13 protein-coding genes are annotated in these 15,059 nt (G+C 70.7%); 12 read left to right on the forward strand and 1 reads right to left on the reverse strand.

What is annotated here, in order from left to right:
• Window positions 1-46 precede the first annotated feature (46 nt).
• Together ACFVIV_RS11675 and ACFVIV_RS11680 are read left to right on the forward strand one after the other, a co-directional pair.
• Complete coding sequence (locus ACFVIV_RS11675) at window positions 47-2,140, forward strand: LuxR C-terminal-related transcriptional regulator (RefSeq protein WP_379195196.1); 2,094 nt, start codon at window positions 47-49, stop codon at window positions 2,138-2,140.
• Between the two features lie 26 nt (window positions 2,141-2,166).
• Entirely contained in the window at window positions 2,167-3,486 is a 1,320-nt protein-coding gene (locus ACFVIV_RS11680) for a lipase family protein (protein ID WP_379195198.1), read from the forward strand.
• A 13-nt stretch (window positions 3,487-3,499) separates the two neighbouring features.
• Here ACFVIV_RS11680 and ACFVIV_RS11685 read toward each other — a convergent pair whose 3' ends face one another.
• Window positions 3,500-4,261 (reverse strand): 3-hydroxyacyl-CoA dehydrogenase, encoded by a 762-nt coding sequence (locus tag ACFVIV_RS11685; RefSeq protein ID WP_379195200.1) that lies wholly within the window; start codon window positions 4,259-4,261, stop codon window positions 3,500-3,502.
• Window positions 4,262-4,544: 283 nt separating this feature from the next.
• Here ACFVIV_RS11685 and ACFVIV_RS11690 point away from each other — a divergent pair, with 283 nt between their 5' ends.
• The 10 genes from ACFVIV_RS11690 to ACFVIV_RS11735 all read left to right on the forward strand — a co-directional run bounded on the left by ACFVIV_RS11690 (window position 4,545) and on the right by ACFVIV_RS11735 (window position 14,987).
• Window positions 4,545-5,174 carry a hypothetical protein gene (locus ACFVIV_RS11690; RefSeq protein WP_379195202.1) on the forward strand — a complete coding sequence of 210 codons (630 nt, stop codon included), beginning with the start codon at window positions 4,545-4,547 and terminating at the stop codon, window positions 5,172-5,174.
• Between the two features lie 16 nt (window positions 5,175-5,190).
• Entirely contained in the window at window positions 5,191-6,066 is an 876-nt protein-coding gene (locus ACFVIV_RS11695) for a MinD/ParA family protein (RefSeq protein WP_379195204.1), read from the forward strand.
• Window positions 6,063-6,716, forward strand: a complete 654-nt coding sequence (locus ACFVIV_RS11700; protein ID WP_379195206.1) for a hypothetical protein — start codon at window positions 6,063-6,065, stop codon at window positions 6,714-6,716. Before ACFVIV_RS11695 ends, ACFVIV_RS11700 begins: the two co-directional genes overlap by 4 nt.
• Before the next feature lie 178 nt (window positions 6,717-6,894).
• Entirely contained in the window at window positions 6,895-7,185 is a 291-nt protein-coding gene (locus tag ACFVIV_RS11705) for a hypothetical protein (RefSeq protein WP_379195208.1), read from the forward strand.
• The gene (locus tag ACFVIV_RS11710; protein ID WP_379195210.1) at window positions 7,185-7,448 is read left to right on the forward strand and encodes a hypothetical protein; all 264 of its coding nucleotides are present in this window, start codon (window positions 7,185-7,187) and stop codon (window positions 7,446-7,448) included. Before ACFVIV_RS11705 ends, ACFVIV_RS11710 begins: the two co-directional genes overlap by 1 nt.
• A 52-nt stretch (window positions 7,449-7,500) precedes the next feature.
• Window positions 7,501-8,325, forward strand: a complete 825-nt coding sequence (locus tag ACFVIV_RS11715) for a hypothetical protein (protein ID WP_379195212.1) — start codon at window positions 7,501-7,503, stop codon at window positions 8,323-8,325.
• Between the two features lie 49 nt (window positions 8,326-8,374).
• A complete protein-coding gene (locus tag ACFVIV_RS11720; RefSeq protein WP_379195214.1) occupies window positions 8,375-9,856 on the forward strand; it encodes a hypothetical protein in 1,482 nt (493 codons plus the stop codon).
• Window positions 9,853-11,343, forward strand: coding sequence for an SCO6880 family protein (locus ACFVIV_RS11725; protein WP_379195216.1), 1,491 nt, complete (start codon window positions 9,853-9,855; stop codon window positions 11,341-11,343). Before ACFVIV_RS11720 ends, ACFVIV_RS11725 begins: the two co-directional genes overlap by 4 nt.
• 1,716 nt (window positions 11,344-13,059) lie before the next feature.
• Entirely contained in the window at window positions 13,060-14,682 is a 1,623-nt protein-coding gene (locus ACFVIV_RS11730; protein ID WP_379195636.1) for a hypothetical protein, read from the forward strand.
• Window positions 14,679-14,987: a transposase gene (locus ACFVIV_RS11735; protein ID WP_379195218.1), complete on the forward strand. Its 309-nt coding sequence runs from the start codon at window positions 14,679-14,681 to the stop codon at window positions 14,985-14,987. The genes ACFVIV_RS11730 and ACFVIV_RS11735 overlap by 4 nt, the downstream gene beginning before the upstream one ends.
• Window positions 14,988-15,059: the final 72 nt, after the last annotated feature.

Below are 15,059 nucleotides of genomic sequence, written 5' to 3' on the forward strand. Positions count from 1 at the left end.
AGGGAATGGAATGCAGCGGTCGGTCAGCAGGGGGGACCGGAAACATATGGCGATCGTCGGTGGTTCGCGCCCGCTCCCGGGCGTGCGGCCACGGCGACCGGAGGAGGACGAGGAGACGCTCGCCGAATTGCTCCACGGCGACGATGTGCGGCGACTACGCATCGCGCGTGCGGTGGCGGTGCTGGGCCCGGCCGCCACCGCGAGCCTGGCGGCGGCGCTCCTCGGCACGGAGCTCGAGGACATCGAGCGGGTATTGGGGGAGCTGGCGGAGCTGGGGGTGGTCGCGGGGGAGCGCTGTGCGCATCCCGCGATCGCCGCCCGCCTGCTGGCGGATCTGTCCGAGGAACAGGCTCGCGACCTGCACGGCCGGGCCGCGGAACTCTTGCATCGCACCGAGTTTCCCGCCACCGTCGTGGCCCGGCACCTGGTCGCCGCCGGGGACGCCCGCGGCTCGTGGGCGGCGCGGGTGCTGCTCACGGCCGCCGGGGAGGCCATGGGCGTGGACGAACTCGACCGCACCGAGCAGTGCCTGGAACTGGCGTACCGGGCCAGCCGCCGCGCCGACGACCGGGCCGGGATCGCGGTGCGGCTGGTGACGGTGGAGTGGCGCATCAACCCCTCCGACCGCACCCGCAATTTCGGCCGGCTCAAGGCGGCGCTGCGCACCGGCCGGGTGCCCGGCCCGGACCTGCCCGCGACCGTGCTGCACATGCTGTGGCACGGCTACACCCTGCACGCCGATCACGCGCTCAACCTCATCGATCGGGGTCGCGGGGCGGGCGACGCCGCCGACGCGCGCCTCGATTTCCTGTGCGCCTGGCTGCGATACACCCATCCGACGCAGGTGCCCGGCCATCCCCGGCTCATGACCGGCCGTCCCCGGGTGCGCGGATACGCTGCGGCGGAGAAGAACTCGCCGCATCGCCAGGCCAGCGAGCTGCTCATCGCCCTGTGGACCCAGCAGCCGCCGGCCGAGATCGCCGCCGCGGCCCAGCGCATTCTGGCCGGCCACCGCCTGACCCTCGACACCGTCGAGGTCCTGGTCGCCGCCGTGGACTGCCTGATCCACTCCGACCGGCTCGACACCGCCGACGCCTGGTGCGCCGCACTGCTGGCCGAGGCGGCCGCGCGGTCCGCGCCGACCTGGCAGTCCATCTTCGCCGCCGCCCGCGCGGAGACCCTGCTGCGCAAGGGCGATCTCACCGGCGCGGCCGAATACGCCACGCTCGCCCTGAATCTGGTGCCCGCCGAACACCTGGGCGTGTGGGTGGGCCGCCCCATCGCCGTCTTGGTGCGCGCCTGCACCGCACAGGGCAAGCACGCCGAGGCGGCCGCGCAACTGCGCCGCCCGGTGCCGCGCGCCCTGTTCGAATCCCGTTTCGCGCTGCCGTATCTGAGCGCCTACGGGGAGCACTGCCTGGCCACCGGGCACCCGGAGGACGCGCTGCGGCACATTCGCCGCTGCGGCAATCTCATGCACGAGTGGAATCTGGACTTCGCCTGGCTGGTGCCCTGGCGCACCCAGATGGCCGCCGCCTGGCTGGCGCTGGGGCAGCAGTGGCAGGCGCAGACCTTCGTCACCGCGCACCTGGACCTGATCGGCGGCGCGGAGGCCCATCACACCGGCGGCACCGCACTGCGGCTGCTCGCCGCCACCAGCGACGCACATCGGCGGGTGGTGCTGCTGCGCCGAGCGGTCGCGCTGCTGCGCGCGGGGGCCGACGAGGTGGAATTGGCCACGGCGCTGACCGATCTCGGCGATGCCTACCGCGCCATCGGCGATGTGGACCGGGCCCGGCCGCTGCTGCGGGAGGCCGCCCGCCTGGCCGAGGGGGCGGGCGCGCAGGCGCTGCGCGGCCGCCTGCGCGGGGTGCGGCCGCTGCCCGAACCGGCCGCGGCTCCGGTCCCCGCGTCCGCGCGACTGGACGCGCTCAGCCCCGCCGAGCGCCGGGTCGCCGAACTGGCCGCGCACGGCCGCCGCAATCGCGAGATCGCCGCCGAGCTCGACATCACCACCAGCACGGTGGAACAGCACCTCACCCGGGTGTATCGCAAACTGTCCGTCGCGCGTCGCAGCGAGCTGCGTTTCGCCCTGGTGGCGGGGGAGGGCGCGGACAACACCCGGACAGCCGTCGGCTGAAAACCGCAGTTCGAAAGGGGTAGGACATGGGTGCGAATCCGGCCGGTGCGATCGCGCCGGTCACCGCGGAGGCCGCCGGTCCGCGCCGGCTCGAGCCGGCCGAACCGCTACTGCCGGAGGACGATCCGTTCTACCGCTCGCCGCGGGCGCTGACCCGGTTGAAACCCGGCCGGATATTACGCACGCGGCCCGTGGAACTCGCCCTGCTGGGCCGGATACCGCAGCGAATCTCGGCCTGGCAGGTGCTGTTCCGCAGCACCGACCTGAACGGGAAGCCGGAGGCCGCGGTCACCACGGTGCTGCTGCCGTGGGGCGCGGATCCGCGGCAGGCGCGCCCGGTGGTGTCGTATCAGTGCGCCATCGACGCCGTCGCCTCGAAGTGCCTGCCGTCGTACGCGTTTCGCCGCGGCGCGCAGGCCCTGGGCGCGCTGCCGCAGCTCGAACTGCTGCTCATCACGCACGCGCTGACCCGGGGCTGGGCCATCTCGGTGCCCGATCACGTCGGCACCGCAGGCCATTTCGGCGCACCCCGGGAGCCCGGATATCGCGTACTCGACGGATTACGCGCCACCCTGGCCTTTCTCGGCCGCCCGCCCGATACTCGCGTGGCCCTGCAAGGCTATTCGGGCGGCGGCCTGGCCACGGTGTGGGCGGCGGAGGAGGCCGCCGCCTACGCTCCCGAGCTGAACATCATCGCCGCCGCCATCGGCTCCCCGGTGGGCGACCTGGAATCGACCTTCTTCCGGCTCAACGGTTCCCTGTTCGGCGGCCTGTCCACGCTGTGCCTGGCGGGCCTGCGCCGCGCCTATCCCGACCTCGCGCGCGGCCTGCGCGAACATCTCGACAACCCGTCGCTGGACCTGCTCGACCGCGCCGAAACCAGCACCACCATCCCGATCATGCTGCGCGGCACCGGGACCCGGGTGGAGGACCTCGACGGCGGCGCTCTCGCCGCCCTGCGCACGCTGCCGCACATCCGCACCGTGCTCACCGATCTGCAACCCGGCGATCACCCGCCGCGCTTCCCGGTGCTCGCGGTACAGGGCGTGCACGACCTCATCATCTCGGTCGGCAATGTGGACCGCCTGGTGGACCGCTATCGCGCCGAAGGCACGGCGGTGCACTACGTCCGCGACCTGACCGGCGGGCACATCGGCCTCGGCCTGCTCGCCGCCCCGCTGCTGGAGAACTGGGTGGCCGACCGCTTCGCCGGCCGCCCTCTGCGCGCGCCGTACACGAAAACCGTCCTCTCCCTCGCCCTGTCGACCGCCGCCCTGAGCGGGTACGCCGGCGTGGCGAAGGTATTGCTGCGGACCGTGACCGGCGGCCCGATCCGCAGCACCTGAATCTTCGCGAGACCTAGCGCGGGGCCATCCGGATCGCGCCGTCGAGCCGGATGGTCTCGCCATTGAGCATCGGGTTCTCCACGATGTGGCGGACCAGGGCCGCGTACTCGGCGGGATCGCCCAGGCGGGCCGGGTGCGGCACCTGCGCGCCCAGCGCGGCGATGGCCGAATCCGGCAGCGTCGCGAACAGCGGCGTATGGAACAGGCCCGGCGCGATGGTCATGACGCGGATCTTGTACGAGGCCAGGTCGCGGGCCACGGGCAGGGTCAGGCCCACGATGCCGCCCTTGGAAGCGGAGTAGGCGGCCTGGCCGATCTGGCCGTCGTAGGCCGCCACCGAGGCGGTGTTCACGATGACGCCGCGCTCGCCGTCGGCCTCCTCGGCCGCCGCGATGCGCTCGGCGGCCAGGCGGATGACATTGAAAGTTCCGATCAGGTTAACGTTGATGATCTTGGTGAAGGCCTCCAAGGGGAACGCGCCCTGCTTGCCCACCGTCTTGACCGCATTGCCGATTCCCGCGCAGTTCACCGCGATTCGCAGCGTGCCGAGCCCGGCGGCGGCGTCCAGGGCGGCCGTCACATCGGCTTCGCTGGTGACGTCACCGGGCGAGAACACCACGCGCTCACCGAGTTCCTCGGCCACGGCCTTGCCGTCGGACGACGGAAGATCCAGGACAACGACCTTCGCGCCCGCCGCGTGCAGTTCGCGTACCGTGGCCAGGCCGAGTCCCGAGGCGCCGCCGGTCACTACCGCGACGATGTCAGCTGTCTTCACACAAACCTCCATAGAACGTGTTCTAGTTAATGTAGATTCTCATACCGCCCGGCGGAAGAGGGACACATCGGCGTGGTGTGCACGAGCGGTCGCTTCTCCTGCTATCGCACGCGCGCGCGGATTCTTAGGTCTGCCTTCCGGCGCGTCGAGTCGTTGGAATCCTGCACATGCGAGAGAATTTCCGATCGGGAACGTCCCATGGCAGACGACAACCGACAACGACCGACCGCCGAGAGGGTCCACCATGCAGCACGACGTGCCTGGCGCCGCGGGGACCGGGGGAATGTTGAAGTCGTACAAAAATGTCTCGCGCTGGTATCCCGCGCTGGAGCCCGCGGCGGAAGGCGCCGCGCCCGCGCCGGTGGACGCCGAGGACCTCCTGGGCAACACCGACGGTCCCGCCCGCTACCCGCACTACATCCACGACGATCCCGAACCCGAGCTGGATATTCCGCCGGTGCCGGATTCGCTGCTGCGCCGCAGTCATTTCAGCGGGGCCTGGTCGGATTGGATGACCGATCGCGAGTCCGCTTCCCGCGCACCGCGACTGCGCTACCGCGGCGCCGCGGTGGTGGAGTTCCCCTGGGAGAGCGAGGAAGACGAACAGCGGCCCGTCGACCGCGCCTCGGCGCTGCTGGACGCGGTGGACGACGCGCCGTCCGCCCCGCGCGAGCGGTCCGGTGGCCGACGCGCTCTCGCCATTGCCTTCCTGATTGTTGCCATCCTGTTGCTAGCTGTCGTCGGCGGAGTTGCTCTGTATGCGCTCAATTCGCACAGTGACACTTCGCAATCCATCGGCACACTCAATGGGGAGGTCCGTTCCGGTCCGAGCGACCGCCCGGCGGCGTACAACGAGATGACGGCCACCGTGGTGATCGGCGACCATACTCCCGCGGGCATCCCGGCAGGATAAGAGGAGAGCTGAGACGATGGATCAGGACTGGAGCCGCTGGCTCGACGAGGTGCCCGAGGAGGGCGAACCGTCGGGCCGGGCCGCGCGTTCCAAGGCTCCGGTGGTGCGATTGCGCAAGCGACGTGGGGATTCCGGTGATGCCGAGCCCGCGCAGCGGCCGATTCTGGTGGTCGGCGGCTGCGGCGGCGCGGGCACCACGACCACCGCGCTGGGCCTCGCGGGGGAGATCGCGACGGCCGGGGCGCAGACCGTGGCCGTGGACGCCACCTTCGCCGGCAGCGATCTCGCGCTGCGGGGGGCCGATGAGCATCTGAGCCCGATCAGCCTGCAATCGTGGCTCTACGGTCGCGGAGACGACGAGCCCGCGCCGCTCAAGGAATGCCTGTCGCGGGCGACCTCCGGCATCGGGCTGCTGTGGCGCGATCCGGCCCCGCTGCGGCGGCGCGCGACCTATCTGACGGTGGCGCGCGGCCTCGACGACGCCGGCTACACGCCCGTCTACGACGGCGGAAACCCCATTGCCGGAAGGCATCTGCGGCCGCTGCTGGAGGACGCGGACATCGCGCTGGTGCTGGCCATCCCGGCGCGCGCCGATGCCGCCAACCGGTTGCGGGTGACCCTGGAGTGGCTCGACGATCAGTTCGGCGGTCAGGGCGAGGGCCAGGGCGGCGGAATTGTCGGCGATACCACGATTGTCGTGTCACATCAGTTGCCGGGCAGCGATTCTCGGATCGCTGATCATTTGCGGGAGCACTTGGACGGCTGGGTGCGCGATATTCGCGAGATACCCTATGACCCACACCTCGCCCGCGGAGAGCTGGTGCGGCACAGCAACCTCGCTGCCGAGACACGCCGGGCATATCGCCGCCTGCTTGCTGGAGTGGCATCATGACCGCAGCCATGAAGGAACGCCGATCCTCCTCCGAGAACGCCATGGCGGCCGGTGTGGTGCCGCCGCCGGAGACCCGCCGGGCACCCATCTGGGACCGCCCCGTACCCGGCGGCGGCCGCGCACCCCTGGTGTGGCTGCTCGGCGTGCACGGCGGCGCGGGCGCCAGCACCCTCGCGCATGTGCTTGCGCCGGCGGCGGATTCGTATCGCCGCTGGCCCGGCGGCTTCGAACGCGAGTCCCCGTTCGTCGTGCTCGTCGCCCGCGAGACCATTGCCGGTCTCACCCGCGCCCACGACCTGCTGCGCCAGCACCACGCCGGCCTGGCCGGGCCCGGTGAGGTCCTCGGCCTGGTGACCGTCGCCGCCCGCCCCGGCCGCATCCCCGCCGAAATCCGCCGCTACCGCGACGTTGTCGGCTCGCTCGCCGGTCAGGTGTGGCAGGTGCCGTGGCACGAGGAGTGGACCCTGGTCGAACCCGACCAGCTGCCGATCTGGTCGCCCGGCGATCCCGTGCCGGCCCAGCGAAAGCGCAAAACCGACCCGTTGGAAGAGGTTACGGTTGATATCCGGGAACTGGGCGCCGGCATCGTGGCCGCCGCCCAGGAGGCCCTGGACGCATCGCCCTCCGACCTACCGGACGCGGACCAGTGAGCCCCCGCGGCGCGGACTCCGTTCGTGTGATAGAGATTTTCCGCGCGCGCGGGTTGTCGGGTGCCGTATCACTCAGTGCCCCTTGGTATTTGGAGAAGCCGACCAACTATCTTCGGTCCAGACGGACCGTATTGAGCGACATAGTGATTGACGGTTTGCTAGTGGACAGGGAAAGACAATGAGCATGCTCCTCGCCGTACACGACGCGTACGGCTCGATCCTCGCCCAGGTCGGCAACCCGACCCCCGAGGCGCCGCCCGCGTCGGACAAATTGATGAGACTGGTTCGTTATTTCACTTGGTTCGTGCTGCTGTCGGGCGTCATGGGAATCACCTACGCGGGCGGCAAGTTCGCCTGGGAGAAGTGGACGGGAGGCGGTTTGGAGTCGCCGAAGATGGTGGCGGGAGCCATGATCGGCGGGATCATCGCGACCAGTGCCGGCACGATCATGAATGCCGTGATCACCTAATGTCCGCCACCCTGGCCGTGCTGGCCTACAAGCAGATGCCGGCCGACGTGCTGCGGCCCATCATGCAGCTCATCGACTGGCTGCTGTGGTGCGTGCTGCTGTTCTGCCTGGCCTGGATGATCCTCGCGGCGGGCAAGCTCTGGTACGCCTTCCGCGACGACATGGCCGCCAATGACGCGACGCACGGGGTGGTGATGAGCCTGCTGGGCGCCATCATGGCGAGTTCGGCCAGCGGGATCGCACTCGCCTTCCTGCCGACGTAGGGCTCGGGATAGCTGAATTGTCCAATGGCACAGACACTGTGGAGGCGCCGAAATGAGCGAGAAGGAGTCGCCCGAGCGCGACCGCGTCTCGTTCGGCGTCATCGCCTCGGCGGCCGTGGTGGCGCTGATCATCATCGCGGGCGTGGTGGTGTACATCACCCGCGACGAGGCGCCGTCGAGCGCGGCGACCGATGCGGCGCCGTCCACTTCGGTGACGACCGGGCAGACCGGGTTCGCGGCCGCGGAGATCGACCTGTTCGGCCGCCGCGTCGACATTCCGAACAATCCTGCCGGGCAGCCCTTGCCGCAGGATCCCAGCAAACAGCGCAAGCCCGCCGACACCGATTGGCTGACCGCCGTCCCGGCCGGGCTCACCGAACCGCACGGCTGGCAGCGGGTGTACGGCGCCTCGGTGCCGTTCTCCACCTCCGACGGTCCGGCGCGCTTGGAAAACGGTCTGGCCGTGGGGTATTCGCACACCCCGCAGGGCGCCGCCCTGGCGGCGGCCCAGATCACCTATCGGCTCAATGCCCGGCCCGCCGACCGGGAACTGTACGTCCGGCAGGTGCGGGTCTCGGCGCAGCAGGTGGCCGACTACGACCAGGCGCTGGCCGAGCAGCGGCTGCCGAAACAGCAGCCGGAGAAGGTCACCCGCTATCTGGTGGCGCCCGACGCCTTCCAGGTGGAGAACTACGCCGACGACATGGCCATCGTGCGACTGGCCGTGCGCGGCCCGGCGCGCGACGGCCGGGTGCAGTGGGCGGCGGTGCGGTTGATCATGGTGTGGGACGCCGGCGATTGGCGGCTGAAGCCGTCGACGTCCAGGTCCTCGCAGACGGAGTACGTGGATTCGCTTGCGGGGTGGACGAAATGGTGACCGGTGACAAGTTGACATTGGCCCTGCGACCCTTCGAGGGGTGGACCATATGGTGAGGCGCCTTCTCACGATCCTCGCGGTCGTGTTCACCGTCATGATCGCATCACCGACGGTGGCGTACGCGCAGTACGGCTTCGACGAGGCGTGCAACGAATTACACGACTCGCTCGACGGTCTCGGCATTCCCGGCATCTCCCTGGGCGACGCGGCCTCGGCCGCGTGCAAGGCGGGCAATGTCGCCACCCATCCGGGCGAGGCCGCGGACGCCGTGCGCGACAAGGCGTGGGACTCCACCTTCGGCAAGGTGGTGGACTCGCTCATGAGCGGCCTGGGCGAGGCGCTGATCCTGGCGCTGACCTTCTGGATGAAGGTGCCCAACGAGAGAGTCAGCGACTCCGGCGCGCTATTCACCAAGATCAACGACTACACCTATCAAGCGCAGATATTGCTCCTGATGGTGTCGGTGATCCTGTCCGGCGCCAAACTGGCCGAGGCCAGGAGAGGGGCCGCGGTCAGTGAGGCGGCCGAATCCTTCCGCATGTTCGCCCGGGTCATCTTCAGCTCCTGGATGCTCGGCGCGGTCATCGTGGCCGCCACCCAGGCCTCGGACAAGTTCTCCGAGTGGGTGATCACCGACTCCACCGACGGCGAGGCCAAGAACATCGCCGAGCTGATGGTGAAAACCTCCAGCCTGCAAGCCTTCTCACCGGGTTTGGTGCTGATCATCGCCATCGTGGGCCTGCTCGGCGCGCTCGCGCAGATCGTGCTGGCCATTGTGCGGCAGGGTCTGCTGGTCATCGCGGCCGGCGTATTGCCGCTGGCGGCAGCCGCTTCCGGCACCGGAACCGGAAAACAGTCCTATCCCAAGCTGGTCGGCTGGATCATTGCCTTCATGCTCTGGAAACCCGTGGCCGCCATCGTCTACATGATCGCGTTCACCACCGCCGGGCATGTGGACGAGCTGACCGCCACCGGATCGCTGCCCGACGCCGATCAGGCCCAGCGCATGCTGGTCGCCATCGTGCTGCTGTGCAGCGTGGCCTTCGTGCTGCCCGCGCTCATGCGCCTGGTCACCCCGGCGGTGGCCATTGTCGGCAGCGGCGGTTCGGGTTTGACCGCCACCACCGGCGCGCTCGTCGGCGTGGCCGCGGTCGGCGCGGTCGGCTCCCGGGCCATCGCGCCGCGCGCGGCGGCCGCACCGGGCGCGGCCGGATACGTCGGACCGGGCCGTGGTCCGCGCCCACCGGGCGGTGCGGGCGGACGCGGCGGCGGCGGGGCCGGTCCGCGGCCGGTGCCACCGCGCGGCGGAGGCGGCGGTGGCGGCGGGGCCGCCGCGAGTCCTGCCGGTCCGGGCGGCTCGGGCGCAGTACCGTCAGGCGCGTCCGGCGCGGCGCGCGCCGCCAACCGGGTCGCCCAGGTGCGGGCCGCGACCTCCGGATTGAACCGGGCCGACGCCGCCATGGGCGATGTCGCCGGTGATCGCTGGGCCAACCGTTCACCCGACCTCGGCAGGAGCACCATTCCGCGATGACGATGACCGACACCTACGAGCGCCGCTCGTACGGCCTGTGGCAGAAGCCCCGCAGCGCAGGACTTTTCGGCCTGCGCTGGGGCGAGACTGTCGTCGGTTTCGCGGTCGTGATCACCGGTCTGCTGACGGCGCTGGTGGCGGGCCCGAAACCGGCGTTCATCGTCGCCGGGATCGGCCTGATCGTGATGGTTCCACTGGTGTGGCGGACGGGGGGCCGCTCCGGCTACGAGAACGGATTGATGATGTTCCATTGGTTGCGCGGCCGCAGCAAGGGCGAGCACGTGTACCGCGGCGGCCGGTTCTCCCGGATTCCGGGCGGCGTCACCCGGCTGCCCGGGATCATGGCCCCGTCGCGGCTCTACGAGGGCATCGACGCCGGCGGCTACAGCTTCGGCATGATCCACCTACCCCAGTTCGGGCAGTACACGGTGGTGCTGCGGGCCTGGCCGCAGGGTCACGAGGCCGTCGACCAGCCGGTGATCGACCGCTGGGTCGCCGCCTGGGGCAACTTCCTCGCCTCGCTGGGCCAGACCTCCGACATCGTGGCCGTGGTGCCGGTCATCGACACCGTGCCCGAGACCGGAAACCGTTTGCTCACCGAGGTTTCCGCCATCACCCGCCCCGAGGCGCCGGATCTGGCCCAGCAGGTCATGTACGAGCTGGCCACCGAATTGCCGCAGGAGCGCGTGCAATTGCTGCCGCGCGTGGCCATCACCTTCAAGGCCACCACCGCCGAGCGCCGCAAGAATCCGGCGGAGGAAGCAGTGGAGATCGGCCGCCGCCTGCCCGGCATCTGCGCCGCCCTCGCCGAGGCCGGCGTGCGCTGCCAGCCCATGTCCGCCGACGAGGTCATCTCCTTCATCCGCCGCAGCTACGACCCGGCCTCGCAGGCCGACCTCGAGGTCGCGGCCGGCGAACCCGGCGGCCACGGCCTGGATTGGGCCGACGCCGGCCCCGTCTCGCACGAGGAGCGCTGGGACCACTTCATTCACGACGGCGGCCGTTCGGTCACCTGGGAGATGGACACCGCCCCCGAGGGCGCGGTCGACGAGCGCGTGCTGCAGCGCCTCCTCGCCCCCAATCCCGAAGTGCCCCGCAAACGCATCGCCATCGTCTATCGCCCCCACTCCGCCGGCGATGCCGCCCAAATCGTCGACGACGACTTCAAGAACGCTCTGGTCGCGCAGCAGAGCGAACGCGGCGTCGTCTCGGCCGCCGCCACGCTGCGCGTAGGCGCCACCCAGCAGGCACGCGAAGAACAAGCCCGGGGTCACGGTGTGACCCGCTTCGGCGCGCTGGTGACCATCACCGAGCCCCTCCGCGGCGACCTCCCGCGCATCGAAGCCATCACCCGCGACCTGTCCACCCAGGCGCGTCTCAAGATCCGGCGCTGCTACCGCTACCAGGCAGCCGCCTTCGCCGCCTCCCTCGGCTGCGGGGTGATCCTTCCGGAACACGCCACGATCCCGAAAGCCCTCGCGGGGTGATCATCCATGGCACGTGACCTCGAACCCCCTGTGCGCGAACGCGACCCGGCCGCCCCCACCCGCCGCAGCCGCCGCGAAGAGCCCCCGGTCGACCCCACCCCGGTCGACCCGGAGCCCCGTCCTGCCTCCCGCGTGGTCCGCGACGAGCACCGCCCGCGGAAAGGCACCCTGCCCGACCGTCGCATGCTGCGCCGCGACCCGCTTCCCGAAGCCGACGCATCCGAGGCGGCCGAACCGGGGCGGACCGGCGCTGCGCGCGTGCAGGATTCGAAGAACGCGGCGCCAGCGGCCGTGCCCGCCCGCGACCGAGCGGGCGATGCGGCCCGCACACCCTCCGAAAGCCCGAGTGGCGCAGCATCATCGGAGTCGGAACGAGCAGCCGAGCCGTCCGCGTCCGGCAGCCGGTCCCGAGAGGTGAACCTGTCGCAGGGTGAACCGGAATCCGGCTCCCGGCCGGACCGCGAGCGTGCGTGGGATGCGGCTCGGCCGGACGACGAGCGTGGGACCGGTCGCCCGCCGGCGGGCGCGGCGGACCGGGCCGCGGCAACACCGCCGGGTCGTGAACTCGAGGGTCCGCCACGGCGGGAACCCGCCTCGGGCGGGGCACCGCAGCGGAGTGCGGAATCGGCGGATCCGGCGCAGCGCGGCGACTCGGACATGCCCGGTCCCGAACGTGCGCGCGGTGCAGCGGGCGAGGGTGAGCGGCGGCGTGAACTCGAACAGCGGGCGGACCGACGACGCGGGCAGGACGTGGCCCGGCGGGACGACCCCCGCGGCGCCGGTCGTGCCTCGCTGAACGGGGAAGGCTCCGCCGCGGCGACAGCGCCGGGGCGGGCCGGGGACGAAGGCCGCCGCGAGCGAGCGCGTGGGTCCGAGCCGTCGGCAGCGGAACAGCGCGGCGGCACAGCCCGGCCGGAGCGAGAACTCGAAGGCCCGCCCCGGCGTGAGCGGGCGGATGACCCGACTCGATCGGGCGGAGCGGCGCGGAGCGCTGCGGAGTCCACGCGTCCGGCGCGGCGAAGCGACTCGGACATCCCGGAGCGCGAGCGTATGCGTCGTGCGCCGGCGGATGAGGGTGCGCGGCGACGCGAGTCCGAACGAGCTGAGGGGGGGCGCATGGGCTGGCGGCGTGCACGCGGCGAAACTGCACCGGCCAGCGGTGATTTCCGAGAGGCAGAGCTACTCGGCGACGAACAATCGCATGGACCGGAGGTTTTGGAGCAGGCGAGCGAATCCCGGCGTCGCCGCGAGCGGGCTCGGGGCGACGAAACTTCGCCGGGGGAGCGGCGACGCGCCGGCGATGCGTCCGGGCAGGAGCGTCGCAAGCCCGCTGCGAACGAGCACGAAGCGCCGCGTACCAAGCGAAGTGAGGGACGTCCCCGGCCCACCGATCCGGATCGGGTGCATCTCGGAGGCCGGACCGCCAATCCGGAGCGGGCGCAGCGGCCGCGGCTCGAGACGGAGGCGGGGGAGCGGCCGGTGCGCAAGAGTCGGCCGGCTCGGTCGGGGCGGACCGAGCGGCCGGCTGTCGAGGACCAGCGGGCCGCGGGGCGGAAGGACAAGGCCGCCAAGGCCGAGGCGCGGAAGCGGGCCGCGAAGAATCAGGCCGCCAGGAAGCACGCGGCCAGGAAGAAGCAGTCCGGGCCGAAGCTGCTCGATGACGCGACGCGGGCCAAGTACGAGGTCATCACGCGTGAGCAGAATGGGCTGCGGGCCATGTGGGCGACCTTCCGGTTGCACACCGATGATCTGCGGCGGCGGAATTTCGCGGCGCGGACCGAGCGCATGGAGTACGGGAGCGTCGACGAATTCGATCGCACCACCCAGCAGCTGACCGATCGCGGATATGTCGGGGCGGGCGGCGGGCGGATGAACGTGGTGGGGCGGCCGGTGGAGTACCGGGCCACCACCGCACAGGTCGCCGGGTTGTGGCCGTGGTCGGTGGGCGCGGGGGCGCCGTTGATCGGGACGCCGTTGGGATCGCATCTGCACACGGGCTCGCCGGTGTGCTTCGACCCGATGAACTGGTTCATGCGAGGCAGTTTCATCACGGCGCCGAGCCTTTTCGTGCTGGGGCTCAATGGCTTCGGCAAGTCCTCGCTGGTGCGGCGGATTGTGCTGGGTGGTGTGGCGCAAGGGATTACGCCGCTCATCCTGGCCGACGTCAAGCCGGATTACCGCAAGCTGGTGGAGCTGGTCGGCGGGCAGGTCATCGACCTGGGTTACGGCCATGGGCAATTGAATCCGCTGGCGGCGGGCGTGCTCGGATCCATCGTGCCGCGACTGGACGATATGCCCGTGCTGCAGACGCAGGTGAAGCAGGAGCTGCGGGCGCGGCAGGTCACCCTGGTCGCCGGTCTGGTGGAGCTGGTGCGCGGTGCGCGCGTGCGCGATTACGAGGAGACGCTGATCTCCACGGGGCTGCGCATCCTGTACCGCGAGGGCAGTGAGTTCACCCCGGAGCGGCCGCCGATCCTCGAGGATCTGCTGACCGTCATCGTCGCCGGCGGCGATGAACTGCAACTCGACGCGGGCGCGGACAATCCCGACGAATACCAGAACGCCATCAAGGGCCTGCGCCGCTCGCTGCGCGCGCTCACCCAGGGCCCCTTCGGCGCGGTCTTCAACGGCCACACCACCACGCCCATCGACACCGCCGCCACCGCGGTCTGCATCGACGTCTCACACATCCCCAATGGCGACAAGAAGCTCAAGGCCGCGGTCATGCTGGCCTGCTGGGCCGACGGTTTCGCCTCGGTGGAGGCCGCGCACGTGCTCGCCGACGCCGATCTGGGCCCGCAGCGCTACTTCCAGGTGGTCATGGACGAGCTGTGGCAGGTGCTCGGCCTGGGCGACTTCATGGTCGACCGCGTGGACGAGCTCACGCGTCTGCAGCGCAGCATCGCGACCTCGCTCATCATGATCAGCCACACCATCAAGGATCTGCAGGCGCTCGGTTCGGAGGCCGCCATCGCCAAGGCGCTCGGCTTCCTGGAACGCGCCCGCGCCAAGATCTTCGGCGCGCTGCCGCCCGAGGAGATCTCCCGTCTGGATTCCACGGTGCCCTTCACCGCCGCCGAGGAGGAAATGGTGACCAGTTGGTCCGCGCCGCAGGCGCTCACCGGTGAGGCCCTCAAACCGGGCCAGCAGCGCCCCTCGGCGCCCGGCACCGGCAAATTCCTGCTCAAGATCGGCGAGGACCGCCGCCCCGGCATCCCGTTCCACATGGAATTCACGCACTCCGAGAAGGAGAGCGGAATCCACGACACCAACCAGCGTTTCAGCGAATTCACCGAGTCCACCGCGCGCGGCGGCGGCGACGAAGGGAGTGCCGCATGATGCCGCATCGCTCCTACCGCAGAGTATCGCCGGAGGTCAGACAGGCGGCGGTCGAGCAGGTCATCTCCTTGACCGCCAAAATGCGCTCGGAATCGGAAGCCTGCCGGGTGGTCGCCGAACAGATCGGCGTGCACACCAATTCGGTGCGCAACTGGGTCCGCGCCGCCGAGAGCCCCGGCCTGGAACGCATGGACGCCATCGCCCTGCGCCGGAAAGTTGCTCTGCTGCAACAGCAACTCGCCGCAGCCGCGGAAATGAACCGTACCCTGGTGGAGACGCTCAGCGAATCCAAGCGGGGCACATGACCGCATTCCGGGGAGTATTTCGCCGATTCGGACACGCCGACTCGGGAAAATGGCTGGTATGGCCCGTGCGTC

The organism is Nocardia sp. NPDC127526 (genome assembly GCF_042672265.1).
Classification (GTDB): Bacteria; Actinomycetota; Actinomycetes; order Mycobacteriales; family Mycobacteriaceae; genus Nocardia.

Coding starts and splice junctions, on each gene's coding strand:
- ACFVIV_RS11675 (WP_379195196.1), top strand. CDS start 47: ATGGCGATCGTCGGTGGTTCGCGCCCGCTCCCGGGCGTGCGGCCACGG.
- ACFVIV_RS11680 (WP_379195198.1), top strand. CDS start 2,167: ATGGGTGCGAATCCGGCCGGTGCGATCGCGCCGGTCACCGCGGAGGCC.
- ACFVIV_RS11690 (WP_379195202.1), top strand. CDS start 4,545: ATGTTGAAGTCGTACAAAAATGTCTCGCGCTGGTATCCCGCGCTGGAG.
- ACFVIV_RS11695 (WP_379195204.1), top strand. CDS start 5,191: ATGGATCAGGACTGGAGCCGCTGGCTCGACGAGGTGCCCGAGGAGGGC.
- ACFVIV_RS11700 (WP_379195206.1), top strand. CDS start 6,063: ATGACCGCAGCCATGAAGGAACGCCGATCCTCCTCCGAGAACGCCATG.
- ACFVIV_RS11705 (WP_379195208.1), top strand. CDS start 6,895: ATGAGCATGCTCCTCGCCGTACACGACGCGTACGGCTCGATCCTCGCC.
- ACFVIV_RS11710 (WP_379195210.1), top strand. CDS start 7,185: ATGTCCGCCACCCTGGCCGTGCTGGCCTACAAGCAGATGCCGGCCGAC.
- ACFVIV_RS11715 (WP_379195212.1), top strand. CDS start 7,501: ATGAGCGAGAAGGAGTCGCCCGAGCGCGACCGCGTCTCGTTCGGCGTC.
- ACFVIV_RS11720 (WP_379195214.1), top strand. CDS start 8,375: ATGGTGAGGCGCCTTCTCACGATCCTCGCGGTCGTGTTCACCGTCATG.
- ACFVIV_RS11725 (WP_379195216.1), top strand. CDS start 9,853: ATGACGATGACCGACACCTACGAGCGCCGCTCGTACGGCCTGTGGCAG.
- ACFVIV_RS11730 (WP_379195636.1), top strand. CDS start 13,060: ATGTGGGCGACCTTCCGGTTGCACACCGATGATCTGCGGCGGCGGAAT.
- ACFVIV_RS11735 (WP_379195218.1), top strand. CDS start 14,679: ATGATGCCGCATCGCTCCTACCGCAGAGTATCGCCGGAGGTCAGACAG.